The 25,793-nt window shown below is 59.2% G+C and carries 26 protein-coding genes; 16 read left to right on the top strand and 10 right to left on the bottom strand.

The annotated features are described in order from the left end of the window. Position 1: 1 nt before the first annotated feature. A complete protein-coding gene (locus tag GOX45_RS11625; protein WP_171101048.1) occupies positions 2–934 on the top strand; it encodes a glyoxylate/hydroxypyruvate reductase A in 933 nt (310 codons plus the stop codon). Here the strand turns inward: GOX45_RS11625 and GOX45_RS11620 are convergent. From GOX45_RS11620 to GOX45_RS11595, 6 genes are all read right to left on the bottom strand, one after another. Further along, positions 931–2,946, bottom strand: coding sequence for a M3 family metallopeptidase (locus GOX45_RS11620; RefSeq protein WP_171101046.1), 2,016 nt, complete (start codon positions 2,944–2,946; stop codon positions 931–933). The genes GOX45_RS11625 and GOX45_RS11620 overlap by 4 nt on opposite strands. 144 nt (positions 2,947–3,090) lie before the next feature. Then, positions 3,091–4,140, bottom strand: coding sequence for a molybdopterin-synthase adenylyltransferase MoeB (locus GOX45_RS11615; protein ID WP_171101044.1), 1,050 nt, complete (start codon positions 4,138–4,140; stop codon positions 3,091–3,093). Beyond that, the gene (gene dut / locus GOX45_RS11610; RefSeq protein WP_171101042.1) at positions 4,140–4,595 is read right to left on the bottom strand and encodes a dUTP diphosphatase; all 456 of its coding nucleotides are present in this window, start codon (positions 4,593–4,595) and stop codon (positions 4,140–4,142) included. The genes GOX45_RS11615 and dut overlap by 1 nt, the downstream gene beginning before the upstream one ends. 24 nt (positions 4,596–4,619) lie before the next feature. Next, on the bottom strand, positions 4,620–5,813 hold the full coding sequence (gene coaBC, locus GOX45_RS11605; RefSeq protein ID WP_171101040.1) for a bifunctional phosphopantothenoylcysteine decarboxylase/phosphopantothenate--cysteine ligase CoaBC: 1,194 nt from the start codon (positions 5,811–5,813) through the stop codon (positions 4,620–4,622). Positions 5,814–5,876: 63 nt separating this feature from the next. Then, entirely contained in the window at positions 5,877–6,701 is an 825-nt protein-coding gene (locus tag GOX45_RS11600; RefSeq protein ID WP_171101038.1) for a ChaN family lipoprotein, read from the bottom strand. Then, positions 6,698–7,576 carry an RNA polymerase factor sigma-32 gene (locus GOX45_RS11595; protein ID WP_171101036.1) on the bottom strand — a complete coding sequence of 293 codons (879 nt, stop codon included), beginning with the start codon at positions 7,574–7,576 and terminating at the stop codon, positions 6,698–6,700. The genes GOX45_RS11600 and GOX45_RS11595 overlap by 4 nt, the downstream gene beginning before the upstream one ends. A 102-nt stretch (positions 7,577–7,678) precedes the next feature. Between GOX45_RS11595 and cobU the strand changes: the two genes are divergently transcribed. Genes cobU through GOX45_RS11575 form a run of 4 tightly spaced genes read left to right on the top strand, consistent with a single transcriptional unit; the run spans position 7,679 to position 11,282 of the window. After that, positions 7,679–8,200 (top strand): bifunctional adenosylcobinamide kinase/adenosylcobinamide-phosphate guanylyltransferase, encoded by a 522-nt coding sequence (gene cobU, locus GOX45_RS11590; RefSeq protein WP_171101034.1) that lies wholly within the window; start codon positions 7,679–7,681, stop codon positions 8,198–8,200. Beyond that, positions 8,197–8,775, top strand: coding sequence for a histidine phosphatase family protein (locus GOX45_RS11585; protein WP_171101032.1), 579 nt, complete (start codon positions 8,197–8,199; stop codon positions 8,773–8,775). Before cobU ends, GOX45_RS11585 begins: the two co-directional genes overlap by 4 nt. A 58-nt stretch (positions 8,776–8,833) precedes the next feature. After that, positions 8,834–9,709 carry a glutathione S-transferase gene (locus tag GOX45_RS11580; protein ID WP_171101250.1) on the top strand — a complete coding sequence of 292 codons (876 nt, stop codon included), beginning with the start codon at positions 8,834–8,836 and terminating at the stop codon, positions 9,707–9,709. A gap of 58 nt (positions 9,710–9,767) precedes the next feature. Continuing rightward, positions 9,768–11,282 (top strand): YifB family Mg chelatase-like AAA ATPase, encoded by a 1,515-nt coding sequence (locus GOX45_RS11575; protein WP_171101030.1) that lies wholly within the window; start codon positions 9,768–9,770, stop codon positions 11,280–11,282. On the opposite strand, the gene gshB is transcribed toward GOX45_RS11575, so the two are convergent. From gshB to rsmI, 3 genes are all read right to left on the bottom strand, one after another. Next, on the bottom strand, positions 11,279–12,211 hold the full coding sequence (gshB, locus tag GOX45_RS11570) for a glutathione synthase (RefSeq protein WP_171101028.1): 933 nt from the start codon (positions 12,209–12,211) through the stop codon (positions 11,279–11,281). The genes GOX45_RS11575 and gshB overlap by 4 nt on opposite strands. A gap of 73 nt (positions 12,212–12,284) precedes the next feature. Further along, positions 12,285–12,656, bottom strand: a complete 372-nt coding sequence (locus GOX45_RS11565; protein WP_254430549.1) for a YraN family protein — start codon at positions 12,654–12,656, stop codon at positions 12,285–12,287. A 1-nt stretch (position 12,657) separates the two neighbouring features. Beyond that, complete coding sequence (gene rsmI / locus GOX45_RS11560; RefSeq protein WP_171101026.1) at positions 12,658–13,515, bottom strand: 16S rRNA (cytidine(1402)-2'-O)-methyltransferase; 858 nt, start codon at positions 13,513–13,515, stop codon at positions 12,658–12,660. Positions 13,516–13,602: 87 nt separating this feature from the next. On the opposite strand from rsmI, the gene GOX45_RS11555 reads away from it, so the two are divergent. From GOX45_RS11555 to murJ, 3 genes are read left to right on the top strand one after another with little or no spacing between them, the layout of a single operon-like run. After that, entirely contained in the window at positions 13,603–14,775 is a 1,173-nt protein-coding gene (locus tag GOX45_RS11555; RefSeq protein ID WP_171101024.1) for a penicillin-binding protein activator, read from the top strand. After that, positions 14,735–17,554, top strand: coding sequence for a [protein-PII] uridylyltransferase (locus GOX45_RS11550; RefSeq protein ID WP_171101022.1), 2,820 nt, complete (start codon positions 14,735–14,737; stop codon positions 17,552–17,554). Before GOX45_RS11555 ends, GOX45_RS11550 begins: the two co-directional genes overlap by 41 nt. Continuing rightward, positions 17,551–19,092: a murein biosynthesis integral membrane protein MurJ gene (gene murJ, locus GOX45_RS11545; RefSeq protein WP_171101020.1), complete on the top strand. Its 1,542-nt coding sequence runs from the start codon at positions 17,551–17,553 to the stop codon at positions 19,090–19,092. The genes GOX45_RS11550 and murJ overlap by 4 nt, the downstream gene beginning before the upstream one ends. On the opposite strand, the gene GOX45_RS11540 is transcribed toward murJ, so the two are convergent. Then, entirely contained in the window at positions 19,093–19,779 is a 687-nt protein-coding gene (locus GOX45_RS11540; RefSeq protein WP_171101017.1) for a rhomboid family intramembrane serine protease, read from the bottom strand. 85 nt (positions 19,780–19,864) lie between these two features. Here GOX45_RS11540 and trpS point away from each other — a divergent pair, with 85 nt between their 5' ends. From trpS to GOX45_RS11500, 8 genes are all read left to right on the top strand, one after another. Next, complete coding sequence (gene trpS, locus GOX45_RS11535; RefSeq protein WP_171101015.1) at positions 19,865–20,893, top strand: tryptophan--tRNA ligase; 1,029 nt, start codon at positions 19,865–19,867, stop codon at positions 20,891–20,893. Positions 20,894–20,962: 69 nt separating this feature from the next. Next, positions 20,963–21,826 carry a branched-chain amino acid aminotransferase gene (locus GOX45_RS11530; RefSeq protein ID WP_171101013.1) on the top strand — a complete coding sequence of 288 codons (864 nt, stop codon included), beginning with the start codon at positions 20,963–20,965 and terminating at the stop codon, positions 21,824–21,826. Positions 21,827–21,894: 68 nt separating this feature from the next. Continuing rightward, a complete protein-coding gene (locus GOX45_RS11525) occupies positions 21,895–22,350 on the top strand; it encodes a universal stress protein (protein ID WP_171101011.1) in 456 nt (151 codons plus the stop codon). A gap of 9 nt (positions 22,351–22,359) precedes the next feature. Beyond that, complete coding sequence (locus tag GOX45_RS11520; RefSeq protein ID WP_171101009.1) at positions 22,360–22,953, top strand: 2-hydroxychromene-2-carboxylate isomerase; 594 nt, start codon at positions 22,360–22,362, stop codon at positions 22,951–22,953. 69 nt (positions 22,954–23,022) lie between these two features. Next, the gene (locus tag GOX45_RS11515) at positions 23,023–23,586 is read left to right on the top strand and encodes a NifU family protein (protein WP_171101007.1); all 564 of its coding nucleotides are present in this window, start codon (positions 23,023–23,025) and stop codon (positions 23,584–23,586) included. After that, positions 23,576–24,166 carry a tRNA (adenosine(37)-N6)-threonylcarbamoyltransferase complex dimerization subunit type 1 TsaB gene (gene tsaB, locus GOX45_RS11510; protein ID WP_171101005.1) on the top strand — a complete coding sequence of 197 codons (591 nt, stop codon included), beginning with the start codon at positions 23,576–23,578 and terminating at the stop codon, positions 24,164–24,166. Before GOX45_RS11515 ends, tsaB begins: the two co-directional genes overlap by 11 nt. Next, entirely contained in the window at positions 24,163–24,576 is a 414-nt protein-coding gene (locus GOX45_RS11505) for a GNAT family N-acetyltransferase (RefSeq protein ID WP_171101003.1), read from the top strand. The genes tsaB and GOX45_RS11505 overlap by 4 nt, the downstream gene beginning before the upstream one ends. Positions 24,577–24,739: 163 nt before the next feature. Further along, complete coding sequence (locus GOX45_RS11500; protein ID WP_171101001.1) at positions 24,740–25,738, top strand: BMP family protein; 999 nt, start codon at positions 24,740–24,742, stop codon at positions 25,736–25,738. Positions 25,739–25,793: the final 55 nt, after the last annotated feature.

The following is a 25,793-nucleotide window of genomic DNA, read 5'->3' as shown; positions in this document are numbered from 1 at the left end:
GATGACCGTCAACATCCTGTTTTCCGCGCGCCCAGCCTTATGGCCGGTCTATGAACCCCTGCTTCGTCAAAATCTGTTGGACGCAGGGCTGGAATTTCATCTGTCGACGGATATCCCGCCGGATCAGGTCGATTATGTCATTTATGCCCCCAATGGCGGTCTGCGCGATTTCACACCCTACACGCGGCTCAAGGCTGTACTCAGCCTGTGGGCCGGAGTGGAAAGCATTGCTGACAATGAAACCCTGACCGTACCATTGGCCCGCATGGTCGATCACGGATTGACCCAGGGCATGACCGAATGGGTCGTTGGCCATGTGCTGCGCTATCATCTCGGGATGGACCAGCACATCACAACGCAGGATGGCACATGGGAGCCAGACCCACCGCCGCTGGCCTCAGAACGGACGGTCGGCATTTTGGGGCTGGGCACATTGGGCACCGCGTCGGCCTGCGCCTTGAACAGCCTGGGCTTTGACGTCATCGGCTGGAGCCGCTCGGCCAAAGAGATCGCAGGGATCACATGTTTGCACGGGCCTGAAGGTTTACGAGAAACTCTTTCGCAAGCAGAAATCCTGGTTCTGCTGCTGCCCGACACAGCTGCAACTGAGAATACGTTAAACACTCAGACCCTTGCGCTGATGCCCAAAGGTGCCAATATCATCAATCCGGGGCGCGGCCCTTTGATCGATGATGAGGCGCTGTTGGCCGCGTTGAATGCAGGCCAGATCGGACACGCGACGCTAGATGTCTTCCGTGTCGAGCCCCTGCCCACCGATCACACCTTTTGGGCGCACCCCAATGTGACGGTCACGCCTCATATCGCATCCGAGACCCGGCCACCGACCGCGGCTCAGGTCATTGTCGAGAATATCCGGCGCGGTGAGGCGGGAGAGCCCTACCTTCACCTCGTAGACCGCACTCTGGGCTATTAGGCCGCGATCAGACCCCGACCTTTCAGCAAAGCCTCAACGCCCGGCAGGCGCCCGCGGAAGGCTAGGTAGAGATCCTCGGCCTCGCGCGAACCACCGGTTGACAGGATATTGTCCTCCAGAGCCTTTGCCCGTTCAGCATCAAACGCGCCACCTGCTTCCTCAAAGGCTGCGAAAGCATCCGCATCCATCACTTCGGACCACATGTAGGAATAATAGCCCGAGCTATAGCCATCGCCCGCAAAAACATGGGCAAAATGCGGTGTGGCGTGCCGCATCCCGATTGCGTGTGGCATACCCAATTCGGCCAGCATCTCGGCCTGTTTTACCATCGGATCCGCCGGGGCAGCACCGTCGTGGAAGGCCAGATCAACAAGGGCCGAGGCCACATATTCAACCGTTTGGAACCCCTGATCGAAATTGGCCGCGTTCAACACCTTCGCCAGCATCTCTTGCGGCATGGGTTCGCCTGTTTCCGCATGTGTCGCGTATTCGGCCAGAACTTCCGGTACTTCCAGCCAATGCTCATAAAGCTGGCTTGGCAGCTCAACAAAGTCCCGCGCCACAGAGGTACCGGAGATGCTTTCATAGGTTACGTTCGACAGCATCTGGTGCAAGGCGTGACCGAACTCGTGAAACAAAGTGCGCGCGTCATCATAAGACAGCAAAGCCGGATCACCTTTGGCAAAGTTGCAGACGTTGATCACGACCGGCGCCTGCACCTTCGGGAATTTCGCCTGCGCCCGCATCGCGCTGCACCACGCGCCCGACCGTTTTGAGCCCCGCGCAAAATAATCCCCGATGAACACGGCCACATGCTGGCCATTGCGGGTCACCTCCCACGCGCGGCAATCGGGGTGATAGAGCGGCACATCCAAGGGGGCAAATTCCAGCCCGAACAAGCGGTTCGCACAGGCAAATGACGCCTCGATCATGCGATCCAGCTGCAAATAGGGCTTCAAAGCCGCCTCATCCAAATCATGCTCGGCCTTGCGGCGTTTTTCGGCGTAGTAGCGCCAGTCCCACGCCTCGAGCGGGCCATTGACACCGTCGTCCTGCATCATCTCGGTCAGAACCTCGGCATCCGCATCGGCCTGGGCCGTGGCCGGCTCCCACACCTGCATCAACAGATCCCGCACACGGCCCGGTGTGCGTGCCATCTCGGTTTCAAGTTTGTAGTCGGCAAAGCTGTCATAGCCCAAAAGCTGGGCGCGTTCCTGGCGCAGTGTCAGGATCTCAGCAGCGATTTCGCGATTGTCCGTCTCTCCGCCATTGGCCCCGCGGGCCGTCCAGGCCCGATAGGCCTTTTCCCGCAGGTCGCGGCGGGGTGAGAATTGCAGAAACGGAACGATGATCGAGCGCGACAGGGTCACCACCGGCCCGTCTACACCCTTTTCTTTGCCCGCCGCGCGCGCTGCATCGACAACAAAGTCCGGTAAGCCGTGCAGATCATCCTCGCTCAGGTCCATGTACCAATCGCGCTCATCGGCCAGAAGGTTCTGGGTGAAGCTTGTCCCCAAAGTGGCCAGGCGCGACTTGATCTCTTGCATCCTTGCATCAGCATCGCCTTCCAGCGCCGCCCCCGCCCGCACAAAGCCCCGATGGGACAGCATCAACACACGGGCCTGTTCTTCGGTCAAATCCAAACCGTCACGCCTGTCCCACAGATCTGCGACACGGCTGAACAGCGCCTTGTTCGACGAAATCGCCGCAAAATGCGCCGCCAGCTTGGGTGAAAACGCGCGCTGGAGCTCTTCACGTTTCGGGTTGCTGTCAGCCCCGGCCACTGTGAAAAACACCGACAAGACTTTGTTCAGATCCTCACCCGCTGCCTCCAGAGCCTCAACCGTGTTGGCAAAACTCGGTGCCTCGGTATTCGCGGCAATCGCATCAATCTCGGCATTATGCGCCGCCATCGCCTGATCCAATGCGGGCGCAAAATCATCGTCTGAAATCTGCGCAAAAGGTGCAAGTTCGAACGGGGTGGTCCAATCAGACAGGATCGAGTTGGTCATTGAGATCTCCTTTGCCAATCAAGCTAGGGAGGGCGGGCGCGATGGTCCAGTGGTTGAGCTTGGAAAACTCACTGGTAGGGAAGGAGAGGATGCGTCTTGGCGGTGTCGGCCCGGGCCGCGTGCCTTTGGCATGCGGCAATTGAGTTAGGGGTGCGATCCCGCGCAGATCGGGCAGTCGGGGTTTTGCGACAGGGTGATCTTGCGACTTTCCCCGTAGAGCGCGTCATAGATCAGCATTTCGCCACGCAGGGCTTGCCCCGCACCCGTGATCACCTTGATCGCCTCGACCGCCATCATCGACCCGACAACACCGGGCAAGGGGCCGATGACGCCAGCTTCGGCACAGGAGGGTGCCAGACCAGCGGCTGGCGCCTCGGGGAAGATGCACTGATAGCAGGGGCCGCCATTGGCGGGATCAAAAACGCTCAACTGTCCTTCCCACTGAGACAGAGCGCCGGATATCAGCGGTTTCCCCAGTGCAACGGCTGTGCGGTTGGCCAAATAGCGCGTGTCGAAATTGTCTGTGCCGTCAAGGATCAGGTCAAAGTCCTGGAACAGTTCGATCGCAATGTCCGGGCTCAGGCGACGGTGATAGGGGCGCACTACGACATTCGGGTTCTGCGCCTCCATCGCCTGCTGGGCCGAGAAGACCTTGGGGATGCCAATATCGGCGTCGCGGTGGATGACCTGACGTTGCAGATTGGCGTTCTCGACTACATCGTCGTCGATTACCCCGATGGTCCCCACCCCTGCGGCGGCCAGATACTGCAGTGCAGGTGCGCCCAGCCCGCCTGCACCGATCACCAGAACGCGCGCTTGTTTCAGGCGTTTCTGTCCCGGGCCGCCCAACTCTCGCAATACGATGTGGCGGGCATAGCGGTCGAGTTCGGTTTCGCTAAAGGTACCTTGGGGTTTTGGCATGTCCTGTTCCGGTTCTGCTGTTGCTCGGGAGCGCAGCGCCTTTACAACTTGGCCATAGCCGACCGCCAAAGCCGCAAAGCCAGCCAGCATCAACCAAAGGGCCGCAGACCCGCCGGTGGCCTGACGCAAAGGGTGCCCATCCGGTAGCACCAACTGCGCCAGGATCACGCCGATCAAAAGCACCGAGACCGAAACGACGCGCGCCGAGCGCGAGACACCGGCCAGATAGCCGATGCCCCAAAGACCTGCCGCCATAAGCAAAACCAGCAGCATCAGGCGCGTCCCGTCGACCCAAAGCCGCCAGCACCACGTTCGGTTTCGTCCAAGCTATCAACCAGCTCGAACGAGGCCTGCACGACCGGGGCGACCACCAGCTGAGCGATACGCTCGCCATGGGTGATCTCAAAACTCTCCTGCCCCGCGTTCAGCACGATGACACCCAGCGGGCCGCGATAATCACTATCGATCGTCCCCGGCGTGTTGGGCAGAGTGATGCCGTGTTTCAGCGCCAGCCCCGAACGTGGACGGACCTGTATCTCGAACCCTTGGGGGATTTCGACCCTCAGACCCGTCGGGATCAACGCGCGTGCGCCGGGTTCAAGCCGCACCGATGTTGCGTCAGGCAGGTTGGCACGCACATCAGCACCTGCCGCACCTTCGGTTTCGTAAGACGGCAGAGGAATGCTGGGATCAGCACCCTCATCACGGATGACACGGATAGATACCATGCTGGGTCCTTTGTTCTGTGTTTGTCAGCTCAGCGCCTCGGCAATCCGAAGTGCAAGACGGCGCGCAACCTCATCCTTGCTCATGCGGGGCCAATCTTCGGCGCCGGTATCGGAAATCAGCACGACCGCATTCTCGGACCCGCCCATGATCCCGGTTGACGGGCTGACATCATTGGCCACGATCCAGTCACAGCCCTTTCGGTCGCGTTTGGACGTTGCATTTTGGACCAAGTCATCGGTTTCCGCTGCAAAACCGACAACAAGTGTTGGACGCCCCTGCTCCATACGGGCCACTTGCTTGAGAATGTCTGGATTTTCGGCAAATTCCAGAACCGGCAGGCCATCCCGGCTTTTCTTCAACTTGCGATCCGAGGCTGAGGACACACGCCAATCGGCGACGGCTGCTGCAAAAACCCCGGCATCAACCGGTAGCGCAGCGTCGACCGCGTCGGCCATCTGTTGGGCCGTTTCAACCGGGACAACCTGAACGCCCTGCGGTGGAGGCACGTCTGCCGGACCCGTCACAAAAACAACCTCGGCACCCAGCGCCGCCAAGGCAGCAGCCACCGCGCTGCCCTGCGCCCCTGACGACCGGTTGGCGATATAGCGTACGGGATCAATGGGTTCATGCGTCGGGCCAGAGGTTACCAGAACCCGTTTGCCTTTCAGCGGCCCGTCACCCAACGCGGCTTCGACGGCCGACACGATCTCAAGCGGCTCGGACATGCGACCGGGGCCGAATTCTCCGCAGGCCATGTCGCCTTCATTCGGGCCCACAAAGCGGATGCCATCCGCCTGCAACTGCGCCAGATTGCGCTGTGTGGCGGGATGATCCCACATTCGGACATTCATGGCAGGTGCGCATAATACGGTCGTATCAGTGGCCATCAGCAGGGTGGAGGCCAGGTCATTGGCCAAGCCTCCGGCCATCTTGCCCATCAGATCTGCTGTCGCTGGGGCCACCACGATCAAATCAGCGGATCGAGACAGTTGGATGTGACCCATCTCGGCCTCATCCGTCAGATCAAAGAGGTCACGGTAAACCTTCTCTCCGGCCAGAGCGGAGACGGACAAAGGTGTCACAAACTCTTCGGCTGCACGGGTCAGAACAGGAGTTACGGCAGCGCCACGTTCATTCAGGCGCCGGATCAGATCCAGCGATTTATAGGCCGCGATCCCGCCGCCGATAATCAGCAGGATACGTTTGGATGCCAGCATGTTCAGCCCTTCCTGTCCCGGTCAGCGCCAAGCTTAGGCAAGGCGGGCAGACAGTTCCAGCGGTTAATTGCTGGTTTCAAAGGCTTTGCACGGGTCTTCCCGCTCGGGTGCCGGGCTGTCGACAACCGCGTCAAATTCCCCCGTGATCGCACCATCTTCGGACTGCCCCAGGGCAAAGACTTTCAGGCCCGGACGCAAGCGCGCCAGATAGGTTGGTATCCCCCAATCCTTGCGCGCATGTCCGTTACCCGTGATCACGGCAATCGGCCCTCCGGTCTCTGCTTCAGCCCGCAGGATCGCGCGTGCCAGCACCGCATCGCGCAGCCTTTGAATGGCCACCATCTGCGGCATGGCTTCGGCAGGAAGAGCATTGCAATGCGCCGCCATCTGTTCAGCTTTACGTGCGGCTTGCTCTGCTGCAGATAGGGGGATGGTGAGTCCAAACCGTGCCGCATCAGCTCCTAAAGCCGTCGCAGCCCCACGCTCCATCGCAGCACGGGCGGCTGATCGTGGCACCATGGCACCATAGACCGGAGCACGTGTCGCCTGAAACAAAGGGTAATACATGCTAAGCGGCGGCCAGCCGGATTCAGCCCAGCGCAAGATACGGGACAATTCATCAGGGTTTGAGACCGCGGTTTGCGCAAGCCGCTGCGCGCCTTCCTCGGTTACCATTTCCCAGACAACCGCAGACGGATCAATCGCCTCTAATGCCTCTTTCTGGACATAGTGGTGATCGGGATTGTCGTGGATTTCACCCAGAATGACGACATCCGCAGATTGCATCTCTGCGATGATCTCATCAGGTATCAGATCCGCTGCAACAGCCGCGCGACTTGCACCAAGGCACGCAACTGCGGCAACCACCAGAATCGCAAAAGTTCTCATGCGAGGAAGTGTTGCACCTCGCGCGATTGGGCTTCAAGGTTCTTACGCATTTTTGAAAAGGCGGCGGCTTCAAGCTGACGGACCCGCTCTTTGGACAGGCTCAGCTCCTGCCCCAGACTTTCAAGGGTGCGTGCCGGCTCACGCAATTTGCGTTCACGGATAATAAACCGTTCGCGATCATTCAAAGCGTTCATCGCCGCCAGCAACCATTCGCGCAATTGCTCGGTATCGTGGCTGTTCTCGACGGTCTCGGCAGCTTGCTCGCGCTCATCCTCAAGCGCGTCAATCCACTCGCGCCCGTCCTCATCCGCCGATTGCACCGCATTCAGCGAAAAATCCGAGCCCGACAGGCGACCTTCCATCATCTCGACATCGCGCAGTGGCACGCCAATCTCGGTTGCGATCAACTGATGCAATTGATGGCGATCCAGCTCTACCCCTTCGGTGGCGGCCTCACGCTCAAGCCGCGCCTGCACGCGCCGCATATTGAAGAACAGCGATTTTTGCGATGAGGTCGAACCGGTCCGCACCATCGACCAATTGCGCATTACATAGTCCTGAATACTGGCTTTGATCCACCACACGGCATAGGTAGAAAACCGCACCCCGCGATCAGGATCGAACTTGTCGGCGGCTTTCATCAAGCCCAGCCCGGCCTCTTGGATCAGATCGTTCATCGGCGCGCCATAGCGTTTGAACTTGGCGGCCATGGAAATCGCCAGACGCATATAGGCGGTGATCAAACGATGCAGCGCTTTTTCATCGCGGTCATCGCGCCATGCATAGGCCAGTTTCAACTCTGTCTCGGCATCAAGCAATTCGGCCTTCATCGCCTGCCGGGACATCGAAAAATCGTTTGCATTGTCCAAAGCCATGCAAATCTCCCTTTTTTACATAGGCGTTGGCCGGGCTTGCCTTGCCGACCTGGTGTCGATACGCAGGACATCACCGGTTGGATCACCAGAAAGGTATGATTTATGCGTCCCGATTTAACCTTAGTCTTGGGGGGCGCTGCATCTGGAAAGTCCGCATTTTCCGAACAACTTGTTGTTTCGTCTGGGAAAAACAGAGTTTACCTTGCGTCATCACAAGTGTTTGATGACGAGATGCGCCAGAAAGTCGAGCGACATATTGTCCAGCGCGGTGCGGGTTGGACCACGATAGAAGCTCCGTTCGATCTGGACCCGGCCCTTTGTGATTTGACCGCCGATGATGCCTGTTTAATCGATTGTGCCACGATGTGGCTGACCAACCATCTGCTGGCGGAACATGATTTGCAGGCCCAGCAGGACGCTCTGTTGCAAGCATTGCGCGATTGCGCCGCACAGGTTGTCATCGTCTCGAACGAGGTCGGGCATGGTATTGTGCCAGACAACGCCCTGTCCCGCAGGTTTCGCGAGGCACAAGGCCGCTTGAACATCGCGCTGGCCGCGCAGGCAGATTTGGTTGTTCAGATCACCGCCGGTCTGCCGCTGGTGCTGAAAGGGCAATTGCCGTGACGCGGCTGCATTTGGTGCGCCACGGGCCGACCCATGCGAAAACAATGGTCGGATGGTCCGATCTACCCGCAGACCTGAGCGACACCGCAGCCATCGCGCGCCTTCACGAACACTTGCCCGCGCAGGCCCTTGTGATTTCGTCCGACCTGACCCGCGCGGCAGACACCGCGTCGGTCATACAGGGGCAACGCCAGCGATTGGCTCATCGGGCAGACCTGCGCGAGATCAACTTCGGCACGTGGGAGCTGCGCGGGTTCAAAGAAATAGAATCTGAGGACCCGGAACTGGCCTTTGCCTATTGGGACAACCCCGGTGACGTCCGTCCACCCGGGGGCGAAAGCTGGAACGAACTGCGCGCGCGCGTCGATGCAGCCGTTGACGCGTTGATTGCCCAGTTCAGCGGTCAAGACCTAATCATCGTGGCGCATTTCGGGGTGATCCTGACACAGGTGCAACGCGCGCTGGATTTGACTGCTTATGAAGCGTTCAGCCATCGCATCGACAACCTCTCGGTCACCGAGGTGACCCATCATGGCGACCGTTGGTCCGTGGGACGGATCAATCACCGCCCGTGATCAGGCAGCGCACAAATCACTGATTTACGGATCACGACCCAGACGCCATCGTGGCGCCATGACTTATGATTTGTTTATCGGAGACCGCCTGTTTTCCAGCTGGTCGATGCGCGGCTGGTTGATGTTGGGAAAGTTCGGCCTGCCTTATCGAAGCCATATGATCGGCCTCTATTCTGGAACCATGGAGGAAGACATGAAGCCCCTCGCGCCGGCACGGCTGGTTCCCACCTTGCGCCTGCCCGACGGAACTGTCGTGGGCGAAAGTCTGGCTATGGCGGAAACACTGGCCGAACGCCATCCCGATGCAGGCTTCTGGCCCAGTGCCCCTGCTGCACGCGCAACAGCCCGCTGGTTATGTGCCGAGATGACAGCCGGGTTTTCTGCCTTGCGGGGTGAATGCCCGATGCAATTGAAACACTGCTGGCACGGGTTCAAAGCATCCCCAGAAACGCTGAAGGATTTACAACGGGTTGAAGAGCTTTGGGCCCACGCCCGCACGGTTTCAGGCAGCGATACCGGCCCGCTGTTTGGCGACTATTCTCTGGCGGATGTGTTTTATACCCCGGTCGCGGCTCGTATCATTGGGTATGACCTGCCGGTGTCTTCTGACAATAAGGACTATTGCCTGTTCCTTCTGGCCGACACCGCGGTGCGGCAATGGCGCGCGATGGGTCTGACGGTCAATTATGATCCCTTCCCCTATCAACAAGGACTGTCGCATCAACCTTGGCCGGTCGGCGGTACGTCAAAAGCAAAACCGGTGTCGCAGGGCCCGTCGCGCAATACGCATTGCCCGTATTCAGGCGACCCCGTGCGCGACTTTCTGGAACTGGACGGTCAGGTCTGGGGCTTTTGCAACCCGTTCTGCCGCGACAAAACCGTCGCAGACCCCGAGGCCTGGCCAAAATTCACCGCGATGATGGCCCAGCATTAACCATTCTTAAACCGCGCCCATGGCAGCAACGACCTGTTAACCAAGAAACAGGATCGCCATGGTCGCCTTTGCTCATACCGTTGCCTTTCAGGGGGTCGATGCCCGCCCGGTTGAGGTGCAATGCGCCGTATCCCCTGGGTTGCCTGCCTTTTCCATCGTCGGCCTGCCGGACAAAGCCGTGTCCGAGGCACGCGACCGGGTGCGCAGCGCGCTCAGCGCGATGGCCATTGCGTTGCCGTCCAAACGGATCACCATCAACCTGTCACCGGCGGATCTACCAAAAGAAGGCAGCCATTTTGATCTGCCGATTGCGGTTGCTTTGCTGTCCGCGCTTGAGATCATCCCCCGCGACGCCGCCGAAGGTGCCGTTTCGCTGGGCGAGCTTTCGCTGGACGGATCGCTCGTGCCCGTAGTGGGGGCTCTGCCCGCCGCGATGACGGCCGCTGCCGAAGACCGCACGCTGCTCTGCCCCCGCGCCTCCAGCGCCGAGGCGGCTTGGGTCGACGCGACGCAGGTAATCGGTGCGGGTTCCTTGGGCGATGTGGTACGCCACTTCACCGGACAATCGCCGCTGGCCGCTGCGACACCAGGAGAGGTCACATTGGACACGAGCCCGCGTGATCTACGAGACGTCAAAGGGCAGGAACGCGCCAAGCGCGCGCTAGAGATCGCCGCCGCAGGACGACATCATCTGATCATGATCGGGACACCGGGGTCGGGTAAATCCATGCTGGCGGCACGCCTGCCGGGCATCCTGCCGCCTCTGACCCCGACCGAGGCGCTGGAAACCTCGATGATCCAATCCCTCTGCGGCCTGTTGGACGAAGGCGGTATCAGCCGCACCCGCCCGTTTCGCGAGCCCCATCATACCGCCTCGATGGCGGCAATCGTGGGTGGTGGCAAAGGTGCGAAACCGGGCGAGATATCATTGGCGCATAACGGCGTTCTGTTCATGGACGAGTTTCCCGAATTCCCGCGCACAGTGTTGGAAACCCTGCGCCAACCGATTGAAACCGGCGAAGTGATGGTGGCCCGTGCCAATGCCCATGTGAAATATCCCTGTCGGTTCATGCTGGTTGCCGCTGCAAACCCGTGCAAATGCGGCTATCTCACCGATCCCGCCCGCGCCTGTTCCCGCGTTCCTGGATGCGGAGAAGACTATCTGGGGCGCATTTCAGGCCCTTTGATGGACCGGTTCGATTTGCGGATCGAGGTTCCTCCGGTCGCTTTCACCGATCTGGATCTGCCACCGTCTGGCGACAACTCAACCGCCGTTGCGGCCCGCGTGGACGCAGCGCGGCAGATACAGGCAGACCGATTCAAAGACACACCCGATACCCGCCAAAACGCGGATGTGGAGGGGAAACTGCTGGAAGAAATCGCCGCGCCTGATCCCGAAGGCAAAGACTTGTTGTTGAAAGCCGCCGAACGCTATGGCCTGTCGGCCCGCGCCTTTCACCGCATCCTGCGCGTGGCTCGCACGATTGCTGATCTGGCCGGCGAGGACGAAATCCGCCGACCGCATGTGGCCGAGGCGCTGAGTTTTCGCATCAGCGCCAAGGTGGCGGGTTAAAGCTTGGCCTCGATCGCCTGCCAGATCTTTTCGGCGATGTTCACGCCATCAAAGCGTTCCAGTTCCTGAATGCCGGTGGGCGAAGTCACGTTGATCTCGGTCAGGTAATCGCCGATCACGTCGATGCCGACAAAGATCTGACCTTTTTCCTTCAACAAAGGCCCGATGGCCGCACAGATCTCTTTATCGCGTTCGGTCAGACCGATCTTTTCGGGGCGCCCGCCCACATGCATGTTCGACCGCGTTTCGCCTTTGGCAGGCACCCGATTGATCGCGCCAACCGCTTCGCCATCAACCAGAATGACGCGTTTGTCGCCATTGCTGACATCCGGCAGGAATTTCTGAACGATCAGGGGTTCACGCGAAAACCCGGTGAAGAGCTCATGCAATGAGGTCAGGTTGCGATCATTGGCATCCAGCCGAAACACACCCGCGCCCCCGTTGCCATAAAGCGGTTTGAGGATAATATCGCCGTGCTTTTCCTTGAACGCTTTGATGGTCTGCAAGTCACGCGCGATGGTGGTAGGCGGCGTCAGCTCAGGGAAGTCCAGCACCAGCAGCTTCTCGGGATAATTCCGCACCCAAAACGGATCATTCACCACCAGCGCCTTGCCTTTGAGCCGGTCCAGAAGGTGGGTCGAGGTGATGTAGTGCATGTCAAAAGGCGGGTCTTGCCGCAGCCAGATCACGTCGAAATCGGCCAGATCAACCTCACGCTCGGGGCCCAATACAGCAGGATCACCCGGCACGCGCTGAACCGTCATGTCCTGTCCGCGCGCGGTAATGCGACCTTCCTGATAGGCGAGCTGATCGGGTCCGTAGAAAAACAGAGTATGCCCACGGGCCTGCGCCTCTTCGGCCAGACGGAATGAGCTGTCGGCGTTGATATCCACGGCCCCGATCGGGTCCATCTGAAAGGCAATTTTCATGGCGCGTCCCTCGTATTTACGCCTGATACATGGCGTAGCAGCGCCCCAGGTTCAATGGCGATTTCAATGGCGATCAAACCTGTCCGAAGGCATTTTCAATAATTTGAACCGCGCCCGAGGCGTCAACAAGCGCCGCGTCAAACCGCGCATTGGTCAGCTGCCCGGCCGGTTCGGTTTCCAGAAACTGCGCTGCCGATGCGTAAATACGTGCCATTTGGCGCTTACTGATACGGGCCGCAGCGGCGTCAAAGCTGTGGCTTTTCTTGACCTCGATAAAGACCAGACCTTCGCTGTCGCGCGCGATCAGATCAATCTCACCCCCGGCACCGCGCCAGCGGTGGTGGAGGATCCGGTATCCGCGCCGCGCATAGTCATCGGCCACCGACATCTCTGCCGATTGGCCTGCGTGATAGGCGAGTGTGCCGCGCGTGGATCGTGTGGCCAATTCATCCCTTTCCCAGCTTCAGCGCCTTTTGATATATCGGGCGGCGCGGCAACTTGTACATCTGCGCCACCAGATCCGCCGCATCGCGCACCGAATGGCTTTCCAAAGCGTCTTTCAACGCTTGATCTACGTCAGATTCGTTAACGCTTGGCGAATGGCTGCGGTCGACCAGCAAGACCACCTCACCCTTGACGGTGGTGGATTCATAATCCGAGGCCAATTGCGCAAGTGTTCCGCGCCGCACTTCTTCGAACTTTTTCGTCAACTCACGACAGATGGCAACCTGTCGATCACCGCCCAGCACATCGGCCATATCCGACAGGCAGGCCGCCAACCGCTTGGGCGATTCGTAAAAGACCAGCGTGCCGGGGATATCGCGCAGCGCCTCGATACGCGCTTTGCGGGCACCGGTCGCATTGGGCAAAAACCCGGCAAAGAAAAACGCATCTGTGGGCAAGCCCGCAAGCGTCAGCGCCGTCAACGCAGCCGACGGCCCGGGCGCGCAGGTGACCATGAACCCCGCCTCGGACGCCTGCCGTCCAAGGTCGTACCCCGGGTCGGCGATCAGGGGCATCCCCGCTTCGGACGCATAGGCAACGGACTTGCCGTCGCGCAGTGCATCAAGGATTTTCTCGCGCGCGCCTGCGCCGCTGTGATCGTGATAGGCCTGGATCCGCCGACCTTCCGGCGGGATGCCGTGGATCTCCATCAACCGGCGCAAACTGCGGGTGTCTTCTGCGGCGACTACATCTGCCGAGGCGAGTACGTCCAAAGCCCTCAGCGTGATGTCGCGCGCCGTTCCAATCGGCGTGGCCACAAAATACAGCCCGGCGTTCAATTTAGTTTTTACAAAATTCAAAGCTGGACCCTCACAGCGTGACGTTTATTATCGCGGCGCAATAGTATAGCAGCGTGCCAAGCCGCCGATCAGGGAGTTCTCATTTAGATGTTTACCGTTTGCAACCCCGTACGCAAGCTGGCGCGTTTCGCGACCGTTCTGGTCGCCGCAGCCGTGCTGGCCGCCTGTGAACCCGGTGGATTTGGTGGAGGTCCGTCGATCAATACCTCCGAGCCTGTGCCCGTTGCTTTGCTGGTTCCAAGCGGTTCGCCCCAATCCGGTGATGCAGAGCTTGCCCGCAGTCTTGAGAATGCCGCGCGTCTGGCCATGTCGGATCTGCCAAATGTGCTGATCGATCTGCGGGTCTATGATACTGCAGGCAGCGCCAATACAGCCGCAGCAGTGGCGCAGCAGGCTGTTGCCGACGGTGCCAAGATCATTCTGGGGCCCGTCTACGCCCAGGCTGCGAACTCGGCAGGCCTGGCTGTTTTGAACAACAACGTCAATGTGCTGTCCTTCTCGAACAACACCAGCATCGCGGGTGGCAACGTTTATGTTCTGGGCCCAACCTTCCAGAACACCGCCGACCGTCTGGTCAGCTATGCAGGCCGCCAGGGCAAGTCGAGCGCTGTCATTGTCAGCAGCAACGACGCCGCTGGTCAGCAAGCGCAGTCGGCAATTGCCTCGGCTTTAGGCAGCAGCCCGGTGGCCAATGCGGGGACGATTAATTTCGAACGTTCGCAGCAAGGTGTGATCGACTCGATCCCAACAGTCAAAGCGACTGTAGACGCCAACAACGCCGACGCGATGTTCCTAACCGCCACAACGGCGGGGGCCCTGCCGCTGTTCTCGCAACTGCTGCCGGAAGCAGGTGTATCACCGGCCACCACGCAGTATATCGGCCTGACTCGCTGGGATATCCCCGCGCAGACACTTGAATTGCCCGGTGTGCAAGGCGGGTGGTTCGCTCTACCCGACCCTGCCAAGGCGCAAGCCTATCGCCAGCGGTACAACAACACGTATGGCGAAGCGCCGCATCCAATCAGCGGGTTGGCTTATGACGGCATCGCTGCTATCGGCGCACTGGTCAGCCAGGGGAATTCCAACGCACTGTCCGGCGCCGCCCTGACCCAAGGGGCCGGCTTTCAAGGTGTCGGAGGCATCTTCCGCCTGCTGCCCAACGGAACAAACCAACGCGGCCTCGCGGTCGCGACAATTCAGAACAAACAGGTGGTTGTGATTGACCCTGCCCCACAAAGCTTCTCTGGCGCCGGATTCTGATTGGGCCCTTCGGATCGCTCCCCCGCTGGGGGAGCTGATTTGCCCGGCAGACGAAATCTTCGACAGCGCCGCGGTCAGCACTCAGCTTGCCAACGCATTCGAGACCATCACGGATAACACCGCATTACGTGCCGAAACGGTGCGCATTCTGCGGGACACCCAAAAAACAGGACGCAAAGCTATAGCAGAGGCTTTTGCCGAACGTCCTTTTGATGCCCGACCGCTGACCCGCTCATACGCCTATCTTACCGACCAACTCGTCTGCGTTGCCATGCAGGTATCCAGCGAAAAGCTACACCCGCTGGCCACGCCTACGCGCGGAGAGCGGATCGCAGTGATGGCGGTGGGCGGCTATGGTCGTGGCGAAATGGCCCCAGCTTCGGATGTCGACCTGTTGTTCCTGACGCCCTACAAGATCACCGCCTGGGCCGAGAGCGTCATCGAATCCATGCTGTACATCCTTTGGGATCTGCGGCTCAAGGTTGGCCATTCCTCGCGCACGATCAAGGATTGCCTGCGCCTTGGGGCCGAGGATTTCACGATCCGCACCGCAATGCTGGAACACCGACAACTGGCAGGCGACAGCGCCCTGGCGCAAGAGCTGGACACCCGGCTGCAAGAAGATCTGTTCAAAGGTTCTGAAAAGCAGTTCATCGAGGCCAAACTACAAGAACGCGAAGCGCGGCACCTCAAGCAGGGCCAACGCTATGTGGTCGAACCCAACGTCAAAGAGGGCAAAGGCGGGCTGCGCGACCTGCAATCGCTCTACTGGATCGCCAAATACATCTACGGCGTACAGGACGTGGCTGAATTGGTGCCACTCGGCCTGTTTACCGCCGAGGAGTTTCGGGGCTTTGTCCAGGCCGAAGAATTTCTGTGGGCGGTCCGGTCTCATCTTCATTTGGTTACCGGCCGGGCAACCGAACAACTGACCTTCGACCTGCAGGTCGAAGTGGCCGAGCGCATGGGGTACAAAGACCGCGCCGGGCGTCGCGGCGTCGAAATCTTTATGCAGCGCTATTTCCGCGAAGCCACAAGCGTGGGCGAACTGACCCGGATCTTCCTGACCAAGCTGGAAGCTGCTCATGTCAAAAGCGCGCCTCTGCTTGAACGGATCTTCCGCCGCCGCCCGCGGGTCAAGGACGGGTACAAGGTTGTACACGGGCGTCTGGATGTTGCAGATCCAGACACGTTCCTGGCCGACAAGCTGAATATGCTTCGACTGTTCGAAGAAGGTCTGCGCACCGGAATGCTGATCCACCCGGACGCGATGCGCCTGGTCTCAGCCAATCTGGATCTGATCGATGAAGATATGCGTAACGACAAGGAAGCGCAGCGTATCTTTCTGGATCTGATGCTGAAGCACGGAAACCCCGAGCGCGCATTGCGGCGCATGAACGAATTGGGTGTTCTGTCGACCTTCCTGCCCGAGTTCGAGCCCATCGTCGCGATGATGCAGTTCAACATGTATCACAGCTATACGGTGGACGAGCACATCATTCAGTGCATCACACATCTGGCCCGAATTGAACGTGGTGAGCTGATCGAAGCTTTGCCTTTGGCGTCCTCGATCCTGAAAAACGGGGTGAACCGCAAGGTTCTCTATGTCGCTTTGTTGCTGCATGACATTGCAAAAGGCCGCCCCGAGGATCATTCAATCCTGGGCGCCCAGATCGCGCGGAAGGTGGCGCCACGCTTAGGGCTCGGCAAGTCCGAGTGCAAAACGGTGGAATGGCTGGTGCGTTATCATTTGCTGATGTCGGACATGGCACAGAAACGCGACATCTCGGACCCGCGCACAATCCGCGATTTTGCCAAGGCGGTGAAAACCGTCAAACGACTGGATCTGCTGACGGTCCTGACCGTCTGCGATATTCGCGGCGTTGGGCCAAACACTTGGAACAACTGGAAAGCCACGTTGTTGCGCGCGCTACATGCCGAAACCAAGCGCGCGCTTGAGACCGGTATGGAAGACCTCAACCGCGCCAATCGCGGAGCTGAGGCGAAGAAGGCGCTGCGAGCCCAACTTGCAGATTGGCCCAAGGCGGACCTCAAGACCGAAACCGGGCGGCATTACGATCCCTATTGGCAGGGCCTCAACACCGCGACCCAGGTCGAATTTGCCGAGATGCTGCGCGCATTGGAAACCAGCGGAGACCCTGGCGCGATGGAGATCCGCCTGCATCCCGACGAGGATCGCGACGCTACCCGTGCCTGTTTCGCCATGGCAGACCATCCGGGCATTTTCGCGCGCATTGCGGGGGCTTTGGCGCTTGTTGGGGCCAATGTGGTGGATGCCCGCAGCTATACGACCAAAGATGGCTACGTGGCTGACGCCTTCTGGCTGCAGGATGCGCAGGGCCGGCCGTTCGAGGCTGATCGCCTGCCGCGTCTGACCAAGATGATCAGCCGAACGCTGAAAGGCGAGGTCGTGGCGCAAGAGGCGCTCAAATCCCGCGACAAGATCAAGAAGCGCGAAAAAGCCTTTAACGTTCCCACGCATATCACTTTCGACAATGAAGGGTCCGAGATCTATACGTTGATCGAGGTCGATACCCGCGATCGCCCTGGTCTGCTCTATGACCTGACGCGCGCGTTGGCGGCATCGAATGTCTACATCGCCAATGCAGTGATCGCCACCTACGGCGAACAGGTGGTCGATACATTCTATGTCAAAGACATGTTTGGCCTGAAATACCACTCGGAAAGCAAACAGCGCGCCTTGGAAAGCCGGTTGCGCAAGGCCATTGCCGACGGCGCCGAGCGCGCCGCGTCATGAAACAGATCCGTCTGTTCTCGGGCCTGTTCACAGTCGGGTTCTGGACGCTTGCCAGCCGTATCCTTGGTTTCGTTCGAGAGATCCTGCTAACAGCCTATATCGGACCCGGACCGGTGATGGATGCCTTTGTAGCAGCCTTCCGCTTGCCCAACATGTTCCGCCGGTTCTTTGCCGAAGGCGCCTTCAACGCGGCTTTTGTGCCGATGTTTTCCAAGCGGCTGGAAGGGGGCGAGGATGCGCAGGGCTTTGCCCAAGATGCGTTCAACCTGCTGGCCGTCGCGGTTCTGGCGCTGGTTGGGCTGGCCATGGTGTTCATGCCAGCCCTGGTCTGGATCACCGCCGAAGGGTTTTATGGCGACGAACGCTTCGACCTTGCGGTTGACTACAGCTATGTGGTGTTTCCCTACATCCTGTTCATGGCTTTGGCGGCCCTGTTTTCTGGGGTGCTGAACGCAACAGGCCGGTTTGCCGCCGCAGCAGCAGCCCCCGTCCTATTGAACATATTCGCCTGCTCGGCCCTCGTTTTCGGGGCGATTTCGGGGGGCGAAGTCATTCGTTGGCTGATCGCCGTCATCCCCGTTGCCGGGGTGGCCCAATTGGCGCTGGTCTGGGTTGCAACCGAACGCGCCGGGGTCGTAATCCGCCCCGGGCTGCCAAAACTCAGCCCCGAAATGCGCCATATGGTCCGCGTTGCTGTGCCTGCCGCTCTGGCGATGGGGGTCACTCAGGTCAATTTGGTGGTCGGGCAATTGGTGGCATCCAAGACCGAAAAAGCCGTGAGCTGGCTTTTTGCCGCTGACCGTCTCTATCAATTGCCGCTGGGTGTGGTGGGGATTGCGGTCAGTATCGTATTGCTGCCCGACCTGTCGCGCCGTTTGCGCGCTGATGACAAGGACGGCGCTCGCAACGCGTTTTCCCGCGCGGGCGAATTCACCTTGCTGCTGACCATTCCTTCGACCGTGGCTTTTGTCATCATCCCGCAACCGTTGGTGTCGGTCCTGTTTGAACGTGGCCAGTTCAGCACCGAGGATACAATCGCAACCGCAATGGCCGTGGCAATTTACGGCATCGGGCTGCCTGCCTTCATGCTGCAGAAACTGCTTCAGCCATTGTTCTTTGCCCGCGAAGATACCAAATCGCCGTTTCGCTCTGCGGTGGTGGCCATGGTGGTCAATGCGGTGCTGGCGTTCGGGCTCTTCCCGCTGGTGGGCTGGATCGCCCCGGCAATTGCGGCCTCGGCTGCGGGTTGGGCGATGGTGCTGTTGCTGGCCATTGGCGCGCGCCGCATGGGTGATGAGGCCCGATTTGATGAGCGTTTCAAACGCAGGATCTGGCGGATCATGGCGGCATCAGCCGGAATGGGTGTGGTGCTTTACGCCGCGATCGAACTATTCGGCTGGGCATTCCAGCTAGAGGGTTGGCGCTATTTGGCCCTGATTTTGCTGATCATGATTGCGGCGCTGGCCTATTTCATCCTTGGCCATCTGCTCAAGGCGTTCCAATTGTCCGAGTTCAAACGCGCCTTGCGACGGTCGTAATCACTCGCGACGGATGCGGCTTACGATCCGGGACCAGCCGCCCGGTGCCAGAAAGAAGGACAAACCAAACCCCGTAGCGAAACCGCCCAGGTCAGCGACCCAGTCCGACGTCCCCCCAAACAGCAAACCAAACACAAGCTGAATGCCCATCAGCATCGCAATCAGGCTGAAAGCCCGCGACTGGTTTTCTCCGATCAAAGACAATCTGCGCCACAACAGCCAGGTAAACGCGCCGATCAACCCATAGACCGGAGGGAACCCTCCGACCAAGGGATAGGCCGGGTCCAACAGCAGCACATAGGCCAAAGCGCCGCCCACACCGGACAGCACAAAGATCACCAGCATCTGCACGCCACCAAAAACCTCGGCCACCATCTTGCCCATCGCCAGTAAAAACACGGACACAAAAATGGCCTGAGTGAAGTTGCCCGAGACAAACGGATAGGTGACAAAGCGCATCACATAGTCCAGCGGCCAGCGCCCGTTTTGCACCATCCAGTTGAAGACATTGGGCGAAAACGAATATTTCTCAAGCGCCAGCAGCCGCCATCCGACAGCTTCGGGTCCGCCGATCAATCCGCGTGCGCCAAGGGTAAAGGCCAGCTCGATCCCCATGATACACAAAAACAGCGCCACAACGGCGGGTGGCAAGGGGTTCACGGCGTGTACATTGTGGTCACTGCTCATTGGGCGGCCCTTTGCGGCTGTTGACGTCCCTTGACCTCATGGGTAAGCGACGGGGGCTGATTTTTCCAGACGGGAGTTTCCTTCGATGACCGAGACCCAGTTCACGCCGCGCGTGTTTTCGGGCATCCAGCCTTCGGGCGGGTTGACCCTGGGCAACTATTTGGGCGCGATGAAACGCTTTGTGGACATGCAGGGCGCCGATTTCGAAACCATCTATTGCATGGTTGACCTGCACGCGATCACCACCTGGCAAGATCCAGCAGCATTGATGCACAACACCCGTGAACTGTGTGCCGGTTTCATTGCCGCAGGCATCGATCCAGAACAATCGATCCTGTTCAACCAAAGCCAGGTACCTGAACACGCCCAACTCGCATGGATCTTTAACTGTGTCGCCCGCATGGGCTGGATGCAGCGCATGACCCAGTGGAAGGACAAGGCCGGCAAGAACCAGCAGAACGCCTCGCTGGGCCTGTTTGCCTATCCGTCGCTGATGGCTGCAGATATCCTGATCTATCACGCGACACACGTTCCAGTGGGTGAAGACCAAAAGCAGCATCTAGAGCTGACCCGCGACATTGCGATCAAATTCAACAACGATTTCGGCGTTGATTTCTTTCCCATCACCGAGCCGGTTATCGAAGGAGCTGCCACCCGTGTCATGAGCTTACGTGACGGGTCCAAGAAGATGTCCAAATCCGACCCCTCAGATATGAGCCGCATCAACATGACCGATGATGCTGACACGATTGCCAAGAAGATCCGCAAGGCCAAAACTGACCCGGATGCTTTGCCCTCTGAGCTCAAGGGGCTGGACGACCGTCCCGAGGCGCGCAATCTGGTCAATATCTACGCGGCCCTCAGCGACAAGTCTGCTGCGCAGGTGCTGGGCGAGGTGGGTGGCAAGCAATTCGGGGAGTTCAAACCGATGCTGGCCGAGCTGGCGGTCGAGAAACTGTCTCCGATCTCGTCGGAAATGGCGCGCCTGATGGGTGACCAGTCCGAGATTGATCGCATCCTGGCGCGCGGGGCAGAACGCGCGAGAGAGATCACCGCACCGATCCTGCGCCAGACCTATGAGATCGTTGGAATGGTCGGCGCGGGTTCCGATTAAGCCGCGCTGACAATCCGCTGGACCTCTGCGTGATGCCCTCCTAGTTTGGCCCAAACTGTGGAGGGCATCATGGCAGTCGGAAAGAATATCCGTACCTATTTCGAAGGTCAGTGGCACGATGGCGACGCGCCGATCATGCGCGCTGCGGATCATGGCGCGTGGCTGGGCTCGTCAGTCTTTGATGGGGCGCGGTATTTCGATGGCATGGCTCCGGATCTCAATGCCCATTGTGCGCGGGTGAACCGGTCAGCCGAAGCTTTGATGCTGAACCCGACCGTGACACCCGAGCAAATGGTCGAGATCGTGCGCGAAGGCCTTCAATCCTATGCACCAGACGCCGCAGTCTACATCCGCCCAATGTATTGGGGTATCGACGGCGACATCACGGCAATTGTCCCGCAAAGCGACACGACCGGATTTGCCATCTGCCTGGAAGAGATCCCGATGGCACCCGAGGCTGCCTCCGTCACGCTGACAACCACCCGGTTCCGCCGTCCGGTCTTGGAATCTTCGGTGGTCAATGCCAAGGCCGGATGTCTTTACCCCAACAATGCGAGAATGCTGAAAGAGGCGCGGTCCAAGGGGTTTTCGAACGCGCTGGTGACGGATGCAATGGGCAACGTCGCCGAAACAGCAACCGCGAACATCTTCATGGTTCGCGACGGAGAGGTGTTCACCCCTGTCCCCAATGGCACTTTTCTGGCCGGGATCACCCGCGCGCGACATATGAAAAACCTGCGCAGCGATGGCGTCAAGGTCCACGAAACAGTGCTGAGTTTCGATGATTTCCACGCAGCAGACGAAGTATTCATGACGGGGAACATGAACAAGGTGACACCGGTAACTGCCTTGGATGAAACGCAATATCAGGTTGGCCCCATTGCTCGCCGCGCCCGCGAGATGTATTGGGATTGGGCTGCAAGTGCGGGTTAACCCAAACCGCTCTGGTTGCCAGCCTGTTCAGCTTCGGGCATGATCTGGGAAAAAGAAAGAGGACAGTAATGCGCAAGTTTCTGGTTGTTCTGGATGACAGTCGCGAATGCCTGAACGCGATGCGCTTTGCGGCGATGCGTGCGGCCCATACCGGTGGTGGCGTCACCATCCTTTCGGTCATCCCTCCAGACGAATTCAATCACTGGATCGGCGTGGCCGAAGTGATGCGCGAAGAGGCGCGCGAACGTATCCATGCCCATTACGAGGTCTTTGCAAAATGGATGCGTGACAAGCAAAAGGTTGAACCTGTGCTTGCGATCCGCGAAGGCGACCCGGTGGCTGAGATCATTGCACATGTGCAATCAGATCCGGAAATCGGTGTGCTGGTTCTTGGTGCGGGGACCGACAAGAAGGGCCCCGGCCCTCTGATCACGCAGTTGACCAAGAACTCGGGCAGCTTGCCGATCCCGATCACTATCGTTCCCGGTGACCTGAGCAAGGAAAAGCTGGAAGAAATCACCTGAGGGATCACCATGGGCGCGCAGCTTGAATTCTGGTTCGATTTCGCGTCCACCTACTCATATCTCAGCGCGATGAGGATTGAAGATGAGGCCGCCCGGTGCGGGGTGTCTGTGTCTTGGCACCCTTTTCTTCTGGGGCCGATCTTTGCCGAACAGGGCTGGGCGACATCCCCCTTCAGCCTTTACCCGGCCAAAGGGCGCTATATGTGGCGCGATATGGAGAGGTTGTGCGATGAACGCGGCCTTCCCCTGCACCGTCCGGAACCGTTTCCGCAGAACAGCCTGAAAGCCGCACGGTTGGCCTTGGCCGTCGATGCCCAGACGGATCGTACAGCGTTTTGCCGGGCCGTTTTTTCGGCCGAATTTGGCGAAGGCCACGATATTTCTCAGGACAGCGTGTTGACTGAATGCCTGCGAAAGGCGGATTTACCTGCCGAAAGCCTCGCGCTGGCGGCCGACCCCGCGATAAAAGCCGCCTTGTTTGAACAGGGCGCGCGGGCCAAGGCCTTGGACCTGTTTGGTGCGCCCAGTTTCGTGGTCGAGAGCGAGGTATTTTGGGGTGATGACAGGTTGGACGCTGCCCTGTCATATGCCAGCGCACTTTAGAACGATTCCAATTCTTGACTTCCTTGGCCCTCGGGCGCATATCTGAACCAACAGAAACGGAGCCGCGTCATGTTCATCCAAACCGAATCCACACCAAACCCGGCCACGCTGAAATTCCTGCCCGGACAGACGGTTCTGGACGCAGGCACGGCTGATTTTCCGTCCCCCGAAGCTGCCGAAAAATCACCGTTGGCGCAGCGTATTTTTGGCGTAAATGGCGTAACGGGCGTGTTCTTTGGCAATGACTTTGTCACAGTGACCAAAACCGACGATGTGCAGTGGGATCACATCAAACCGGCGATCCTTGGCGCGGTGATGGAGCACTACCAATCCGGTCAGCCGGTGATGGGCGAGGATGCGCAAGCCGCCTCGGGCCATGCTGAACATACCGGCGAGGATGCCGAAGTCGTCAACCAAATCAAAGATTTGCTTGACAGCCGCGTGCGTCCGGCGGTCGCGCAAGACGGGGGTGACATCACCTTTCACGGGTTCGACCGCGGTGTGGTTTACCTGCATATGCAAGGGGCCTGCGCGGGCTGCCCGTCTTCAACCCTGACGTTGAAAATGGGTATCGAGAACCTGCTGCGCCACTACATCCCCGAAGTGACCGAGGTACGCCCGGTTGCCGTCTGAACCCATAATACTGGCATTCGACACATCGGCCGCGCATTGCGCGGCCGCTTTGTTGCGGGGCGACGACATTCAATCAGCGCGGGTCGAGGCGATGACCCGGGGGCAGGCCGAACGGTTGATGCCTCTGCTGGAGGAGTTGTTGACGGACAGCAACTGCGCTTGGTCGGATCTGGATGCAATCGGTGTCGGAACCGGGCCCGGCAATTTCACGGGTATTCGTATCTCGGTCTCGGCTGCGCGTGGTCTTGCACTGGGGCTGGGCGTTCCTGCGATTGGCGTCACTGGGTTCGAGGCTCTGTCCCGCCTGGCCCCGCAGGATCAGCTTGCCGCGATCCCCGCCCCACGCGAACAGATTTATGTGCACCCAACGGGGCAAGACCCGCAGCTCATACCGCAAGACGCGGCTGCAAAGCTTGGTCAATTATTCATTTGTGATGACCCCAAAGATCATGTCTGCGCGATTGCGCATATAGCGGCGCAGCGCGCCTCGGATCCGGCTTCACCCCCTGCTCCGCTCTATATTCGCGCAGCCGATGCGGCCCCATCAAAAGACCGTCCACCGGTTCTGTTGGACGAATGACACCGCAAGAGATGGCCGATACCCATGCCGCTGCCTTCGTCACAGCGCGCGCCTGGACAGCAGACGAATTCGCCGACCTGAGCGCCAACCGGTTTACACATATTTTGGGCGACCCTCGGTGTTTTGCTGTGTTCACAGTAATCGCGGACGAGGCGGAACTGCTGACCATCGCGACTCACCCCAGGTTTCAACGTCAGGGTTTGGCCCGACATTGCATGACCCAATGGCAGGCCAGAGCCGCAAAATTGGGCGCGACACGGGCTTTTCTTGAAGTGGCTGCAGATAATTCCGCCGCGTTCGCGCTTTATGCGGCAAGCGGTTACCGCGAATGCGGCGTAAGAAAAGACTATTATTTACGCGACCATGGGCCCAAGATCGATGCGATTTTGATGGAAAAGCAGCTGATTTGACCCTTTATCGTGATTTTTTTGACCAATCGGGCAAAAAACCAGTTGATAGTCTCTGTTGCAAACCGGATAAATTCTCTTCATCACAATAGATATGCTCGCTCTGAGTGGGTGACCGGGGTTGTTGCGGCCCTGGACCAACGACAAAAACCAACGGGAGTAAAAAATGACCCTGATGAAATCTTTGATGGGTGCCGCCGCTGCTGTCGCTTTGACCGCAGGTGCCGCATTGGCTGAACCTGCGCTGATCTTCGACCTTGGTGGCAAGTTCGACAAATCTTTCAACGAAGCGGCTCATAATGGCGCGCAGCGTTGGGCCGACGAGACCGGTGGGACATACCGCGAAATCGAGCTGCAGTCCGAAGCGCAGCGCGAGCAAGCTCTGCGCCGCTTTGCTGAGGCCGGCGCAAACCCGATCATCACAATGGGCTTTGCCATGGCGGATCCGCTGTCTGCTGTTGCAGGCGACTATCCGGACACAAAATTCGTTGCGGTTGACGTGACCTGGCTGGACGCGCCGAACATCCGCCAGATCGGTTTTGCCGAACATGAAGGATCGTACCTGGTTGGCATGATGGCCGCGATGGCGTCTGAATCAGGCACAGTCGGCTTTATCGGCGGCATGGATATTCCGCTGATCCGTCACTTTGGTTGCGGCTATGCACAAGGCGCCAAAGCTGTGAACCCTGATGTCGAAGTTGTTGCCAACATGACCGGCACCACCCCGGCGGCCTGGAACGATCCGGTTAAGGGCTCGGAACTGACCAAAGCGCAGATCAGCCAGGGCGCTGACGTGATCTATGCGGCTGCGGGCGGCACCGGTGTTGGTGTTCTGCAAACTGCAGCCGACGAAGGCATCCTGTCGATCGGTGTGGACAGCAACCAGAATCACCTGCACCCAGGCAAAGTTCTGACATCGATGCTTAAACGCGTAGACGTTGCCGTTTATGACGCGATGAAAGCCGGTGAAAACCTTGAAACCGGTGTCTTCGCAATGGGTCTGGCCGAAGAAGGCGTGGGCGTTGCGATGGATGAGAACAACGCGCCGTTGGTCAGCGACGAGATGAAAGGTGCAGTCGACAAGGCGCGCCAGGACATCATCGACGGCAACGTGACTGTTGTTAGCTACTACGAAAACGACAGCTGTCCTGCTCTGCAGTTCTGATGTCTATTCAGATGGGACGGGGGATCACCTCCGTCCCATTTACGTTTTGCTGCGT

Source organism: Ruegeria sp. HKCCD7255, from assembly GCF_013031565.1.
Classification (GTDB): domain Bacteria; phylum Pseudomonadota; class Alphaproteobacteria; order Rhodobacterales; family Rhodobacteraceae; genus Ruegeria.
The sequence above is the reverse complement of the archived record's forward strand: the minus strand, read 5'-3'. Positions and strand labels throughout refer to the sequence as shown.

Excerpts from the sequence above, each read along its gene's own strand:
- GOX45_RS11525 (WP_171101011.1), top strand. The coding sequence starts at position 21,895 with ATGCGCAAGTTTCTGGTTGTTCTGGATGACAGTCGCGAATGCCTGAAC.
- GOX45_RS11515 (WP_171101007.1), top strand. The coding sequence starts at position 23,023 with ATGTTCATCCAAACCGAATCCACACCAAACCCGGCCACGCTGAAATTC.
- GOX45_RS11520 (WP_171101009.1), top strand. The coding sequence starts at position 22,360 with ATGGGCGCGCAGCTTGAATTCTGGTTCGATTTCGCGTCCACCTACTCA.
- GOX45_RS11575 (WP_171101030.1), top strand. The coding sequence starts at position 9,768 with ATGGTCGCCTTTGCTCATACCGTTGCCTTTCAGGGGGTCGATGCCCGC.
- GOX45_RS11615 (WP_171101044.1), bottom strand. The coding sequence starts at position 4,140 with ATGCTGCTGGTTTTGCTTATGGCGGCAGGTCTTTGGGGCATCGGCTAT.
- GOX45_RS11625 (WP_171101048.1), top strand. The coding sequence starts at position 2 with ATGACCGTCAACATCCTGTTTTCCGCGCGCCCAGCCTTATGGCCGGTC.
- GOX45_RS11500 (WP_171101001.1), top strand. The coding sequence starts at position 24,740 with ATGACCCTGATGAAATCTTTGATGGGTGCCGCCGCTGCTGTCGCTTTG.
- cobU (WP_171101034.1), top strand. The coding sequence starts at position 7,679 with ATGCGTCCCGATTTAACCTTAGTCTTGGGGGGCGCTGCATCTGGAAAG.
- gshB (WP_171101028.1), bottom strand. The coding sequence starts at position 12,211 with ATGAAAATTGCCTTTCAGATGGACCCGATCGGGGCCGTGGATATCAAC.
- GOX45_RS11595 (WP_171101036.1), bottom strand. The coding sequence starts at position 7,576 with ATGGCTTTGGACAATGCAAACGATTTTTCGATGTCCCGGCAGGCGATG.
- GOX45_RS11530 (WP_171101013.1), top strand. The coding sequence starts at position 20,963 with ATGGCAGTCGGAAAGAATATCCGTACCTATTTCGAAGGTCAGTGGCAC.
- dut (WP_171101042.1), bottom strand. The coding sequence starts at position 4,595 with ATGGTATCTATCCGTGTCATCCGTGATGAGGGTGCTGATCCCAGCATT.
- GOX45_RS11505 (WP_171101003.1), top strand. The coding sequence starts at position 24,163 with ATGACACCGCAAGAGATGGCCGATACCCATGCCGCTGCCTTCGTCACA.
- GOX45_RS11620 (WP_171101046.1), bottom strand. The coding sequence starts at position 2,946 with ATGACCAACTCGATCCTGTCTGATTGGACCACCCCGTTCGAACTTGCA.
- GOX45_RS11580 (WP_171101250.1), top strand. The coding sequence starts at position 8,834 with ATGACTTATGATTTGTTTATCGGAGACCGCCTGTTTTCCAGCTGGTCG.
- coaBC (WP_171101040.1), bottom strand. The coding sequence starts at position 5,813 with ATGCTGGCATCCAAACGTATCCTGCTGATTATCGGCGGCGGGATCGCG.
- GOX45_RS11555 (WP_171101024.1), top strand. The coding sequence starts at position 13,603 with ATGTTTACCGTTTGCAACCCCGTACGCAAGCTGGCGCGTTTCGCGACC.
- GOX45_RS11600 (WP_171101038.1), bottom strand. The coding sequence starts at position 6,701 with ATGAGAACTTTTGCGATTCTGGTGGTTGCCGCAGTTGCGTGCCTTGGT.
- murJ (WP_171101020.1), top strand. The coding sequence starts at position 17,551 with ATGAAACAGATCCGTCTGTTCTCGGGCCTGTTCACAGTCGGGTTCTGG.
- trpS (WP_171101015.1), top strand. The coding sequence starts at position 19,865 with ATGACCGAGACCCAGTTCACGCCGCGCGTGTTTTCGGGCATCCAGCCT.
- GOX45_RS11540 (WP_171101017.1), bottom strand. The coding sequence starts at position 19,779 with ATGAGCAGTGACCACAATGTACACGCCGTGAACCCCTTGCCACCCGCC.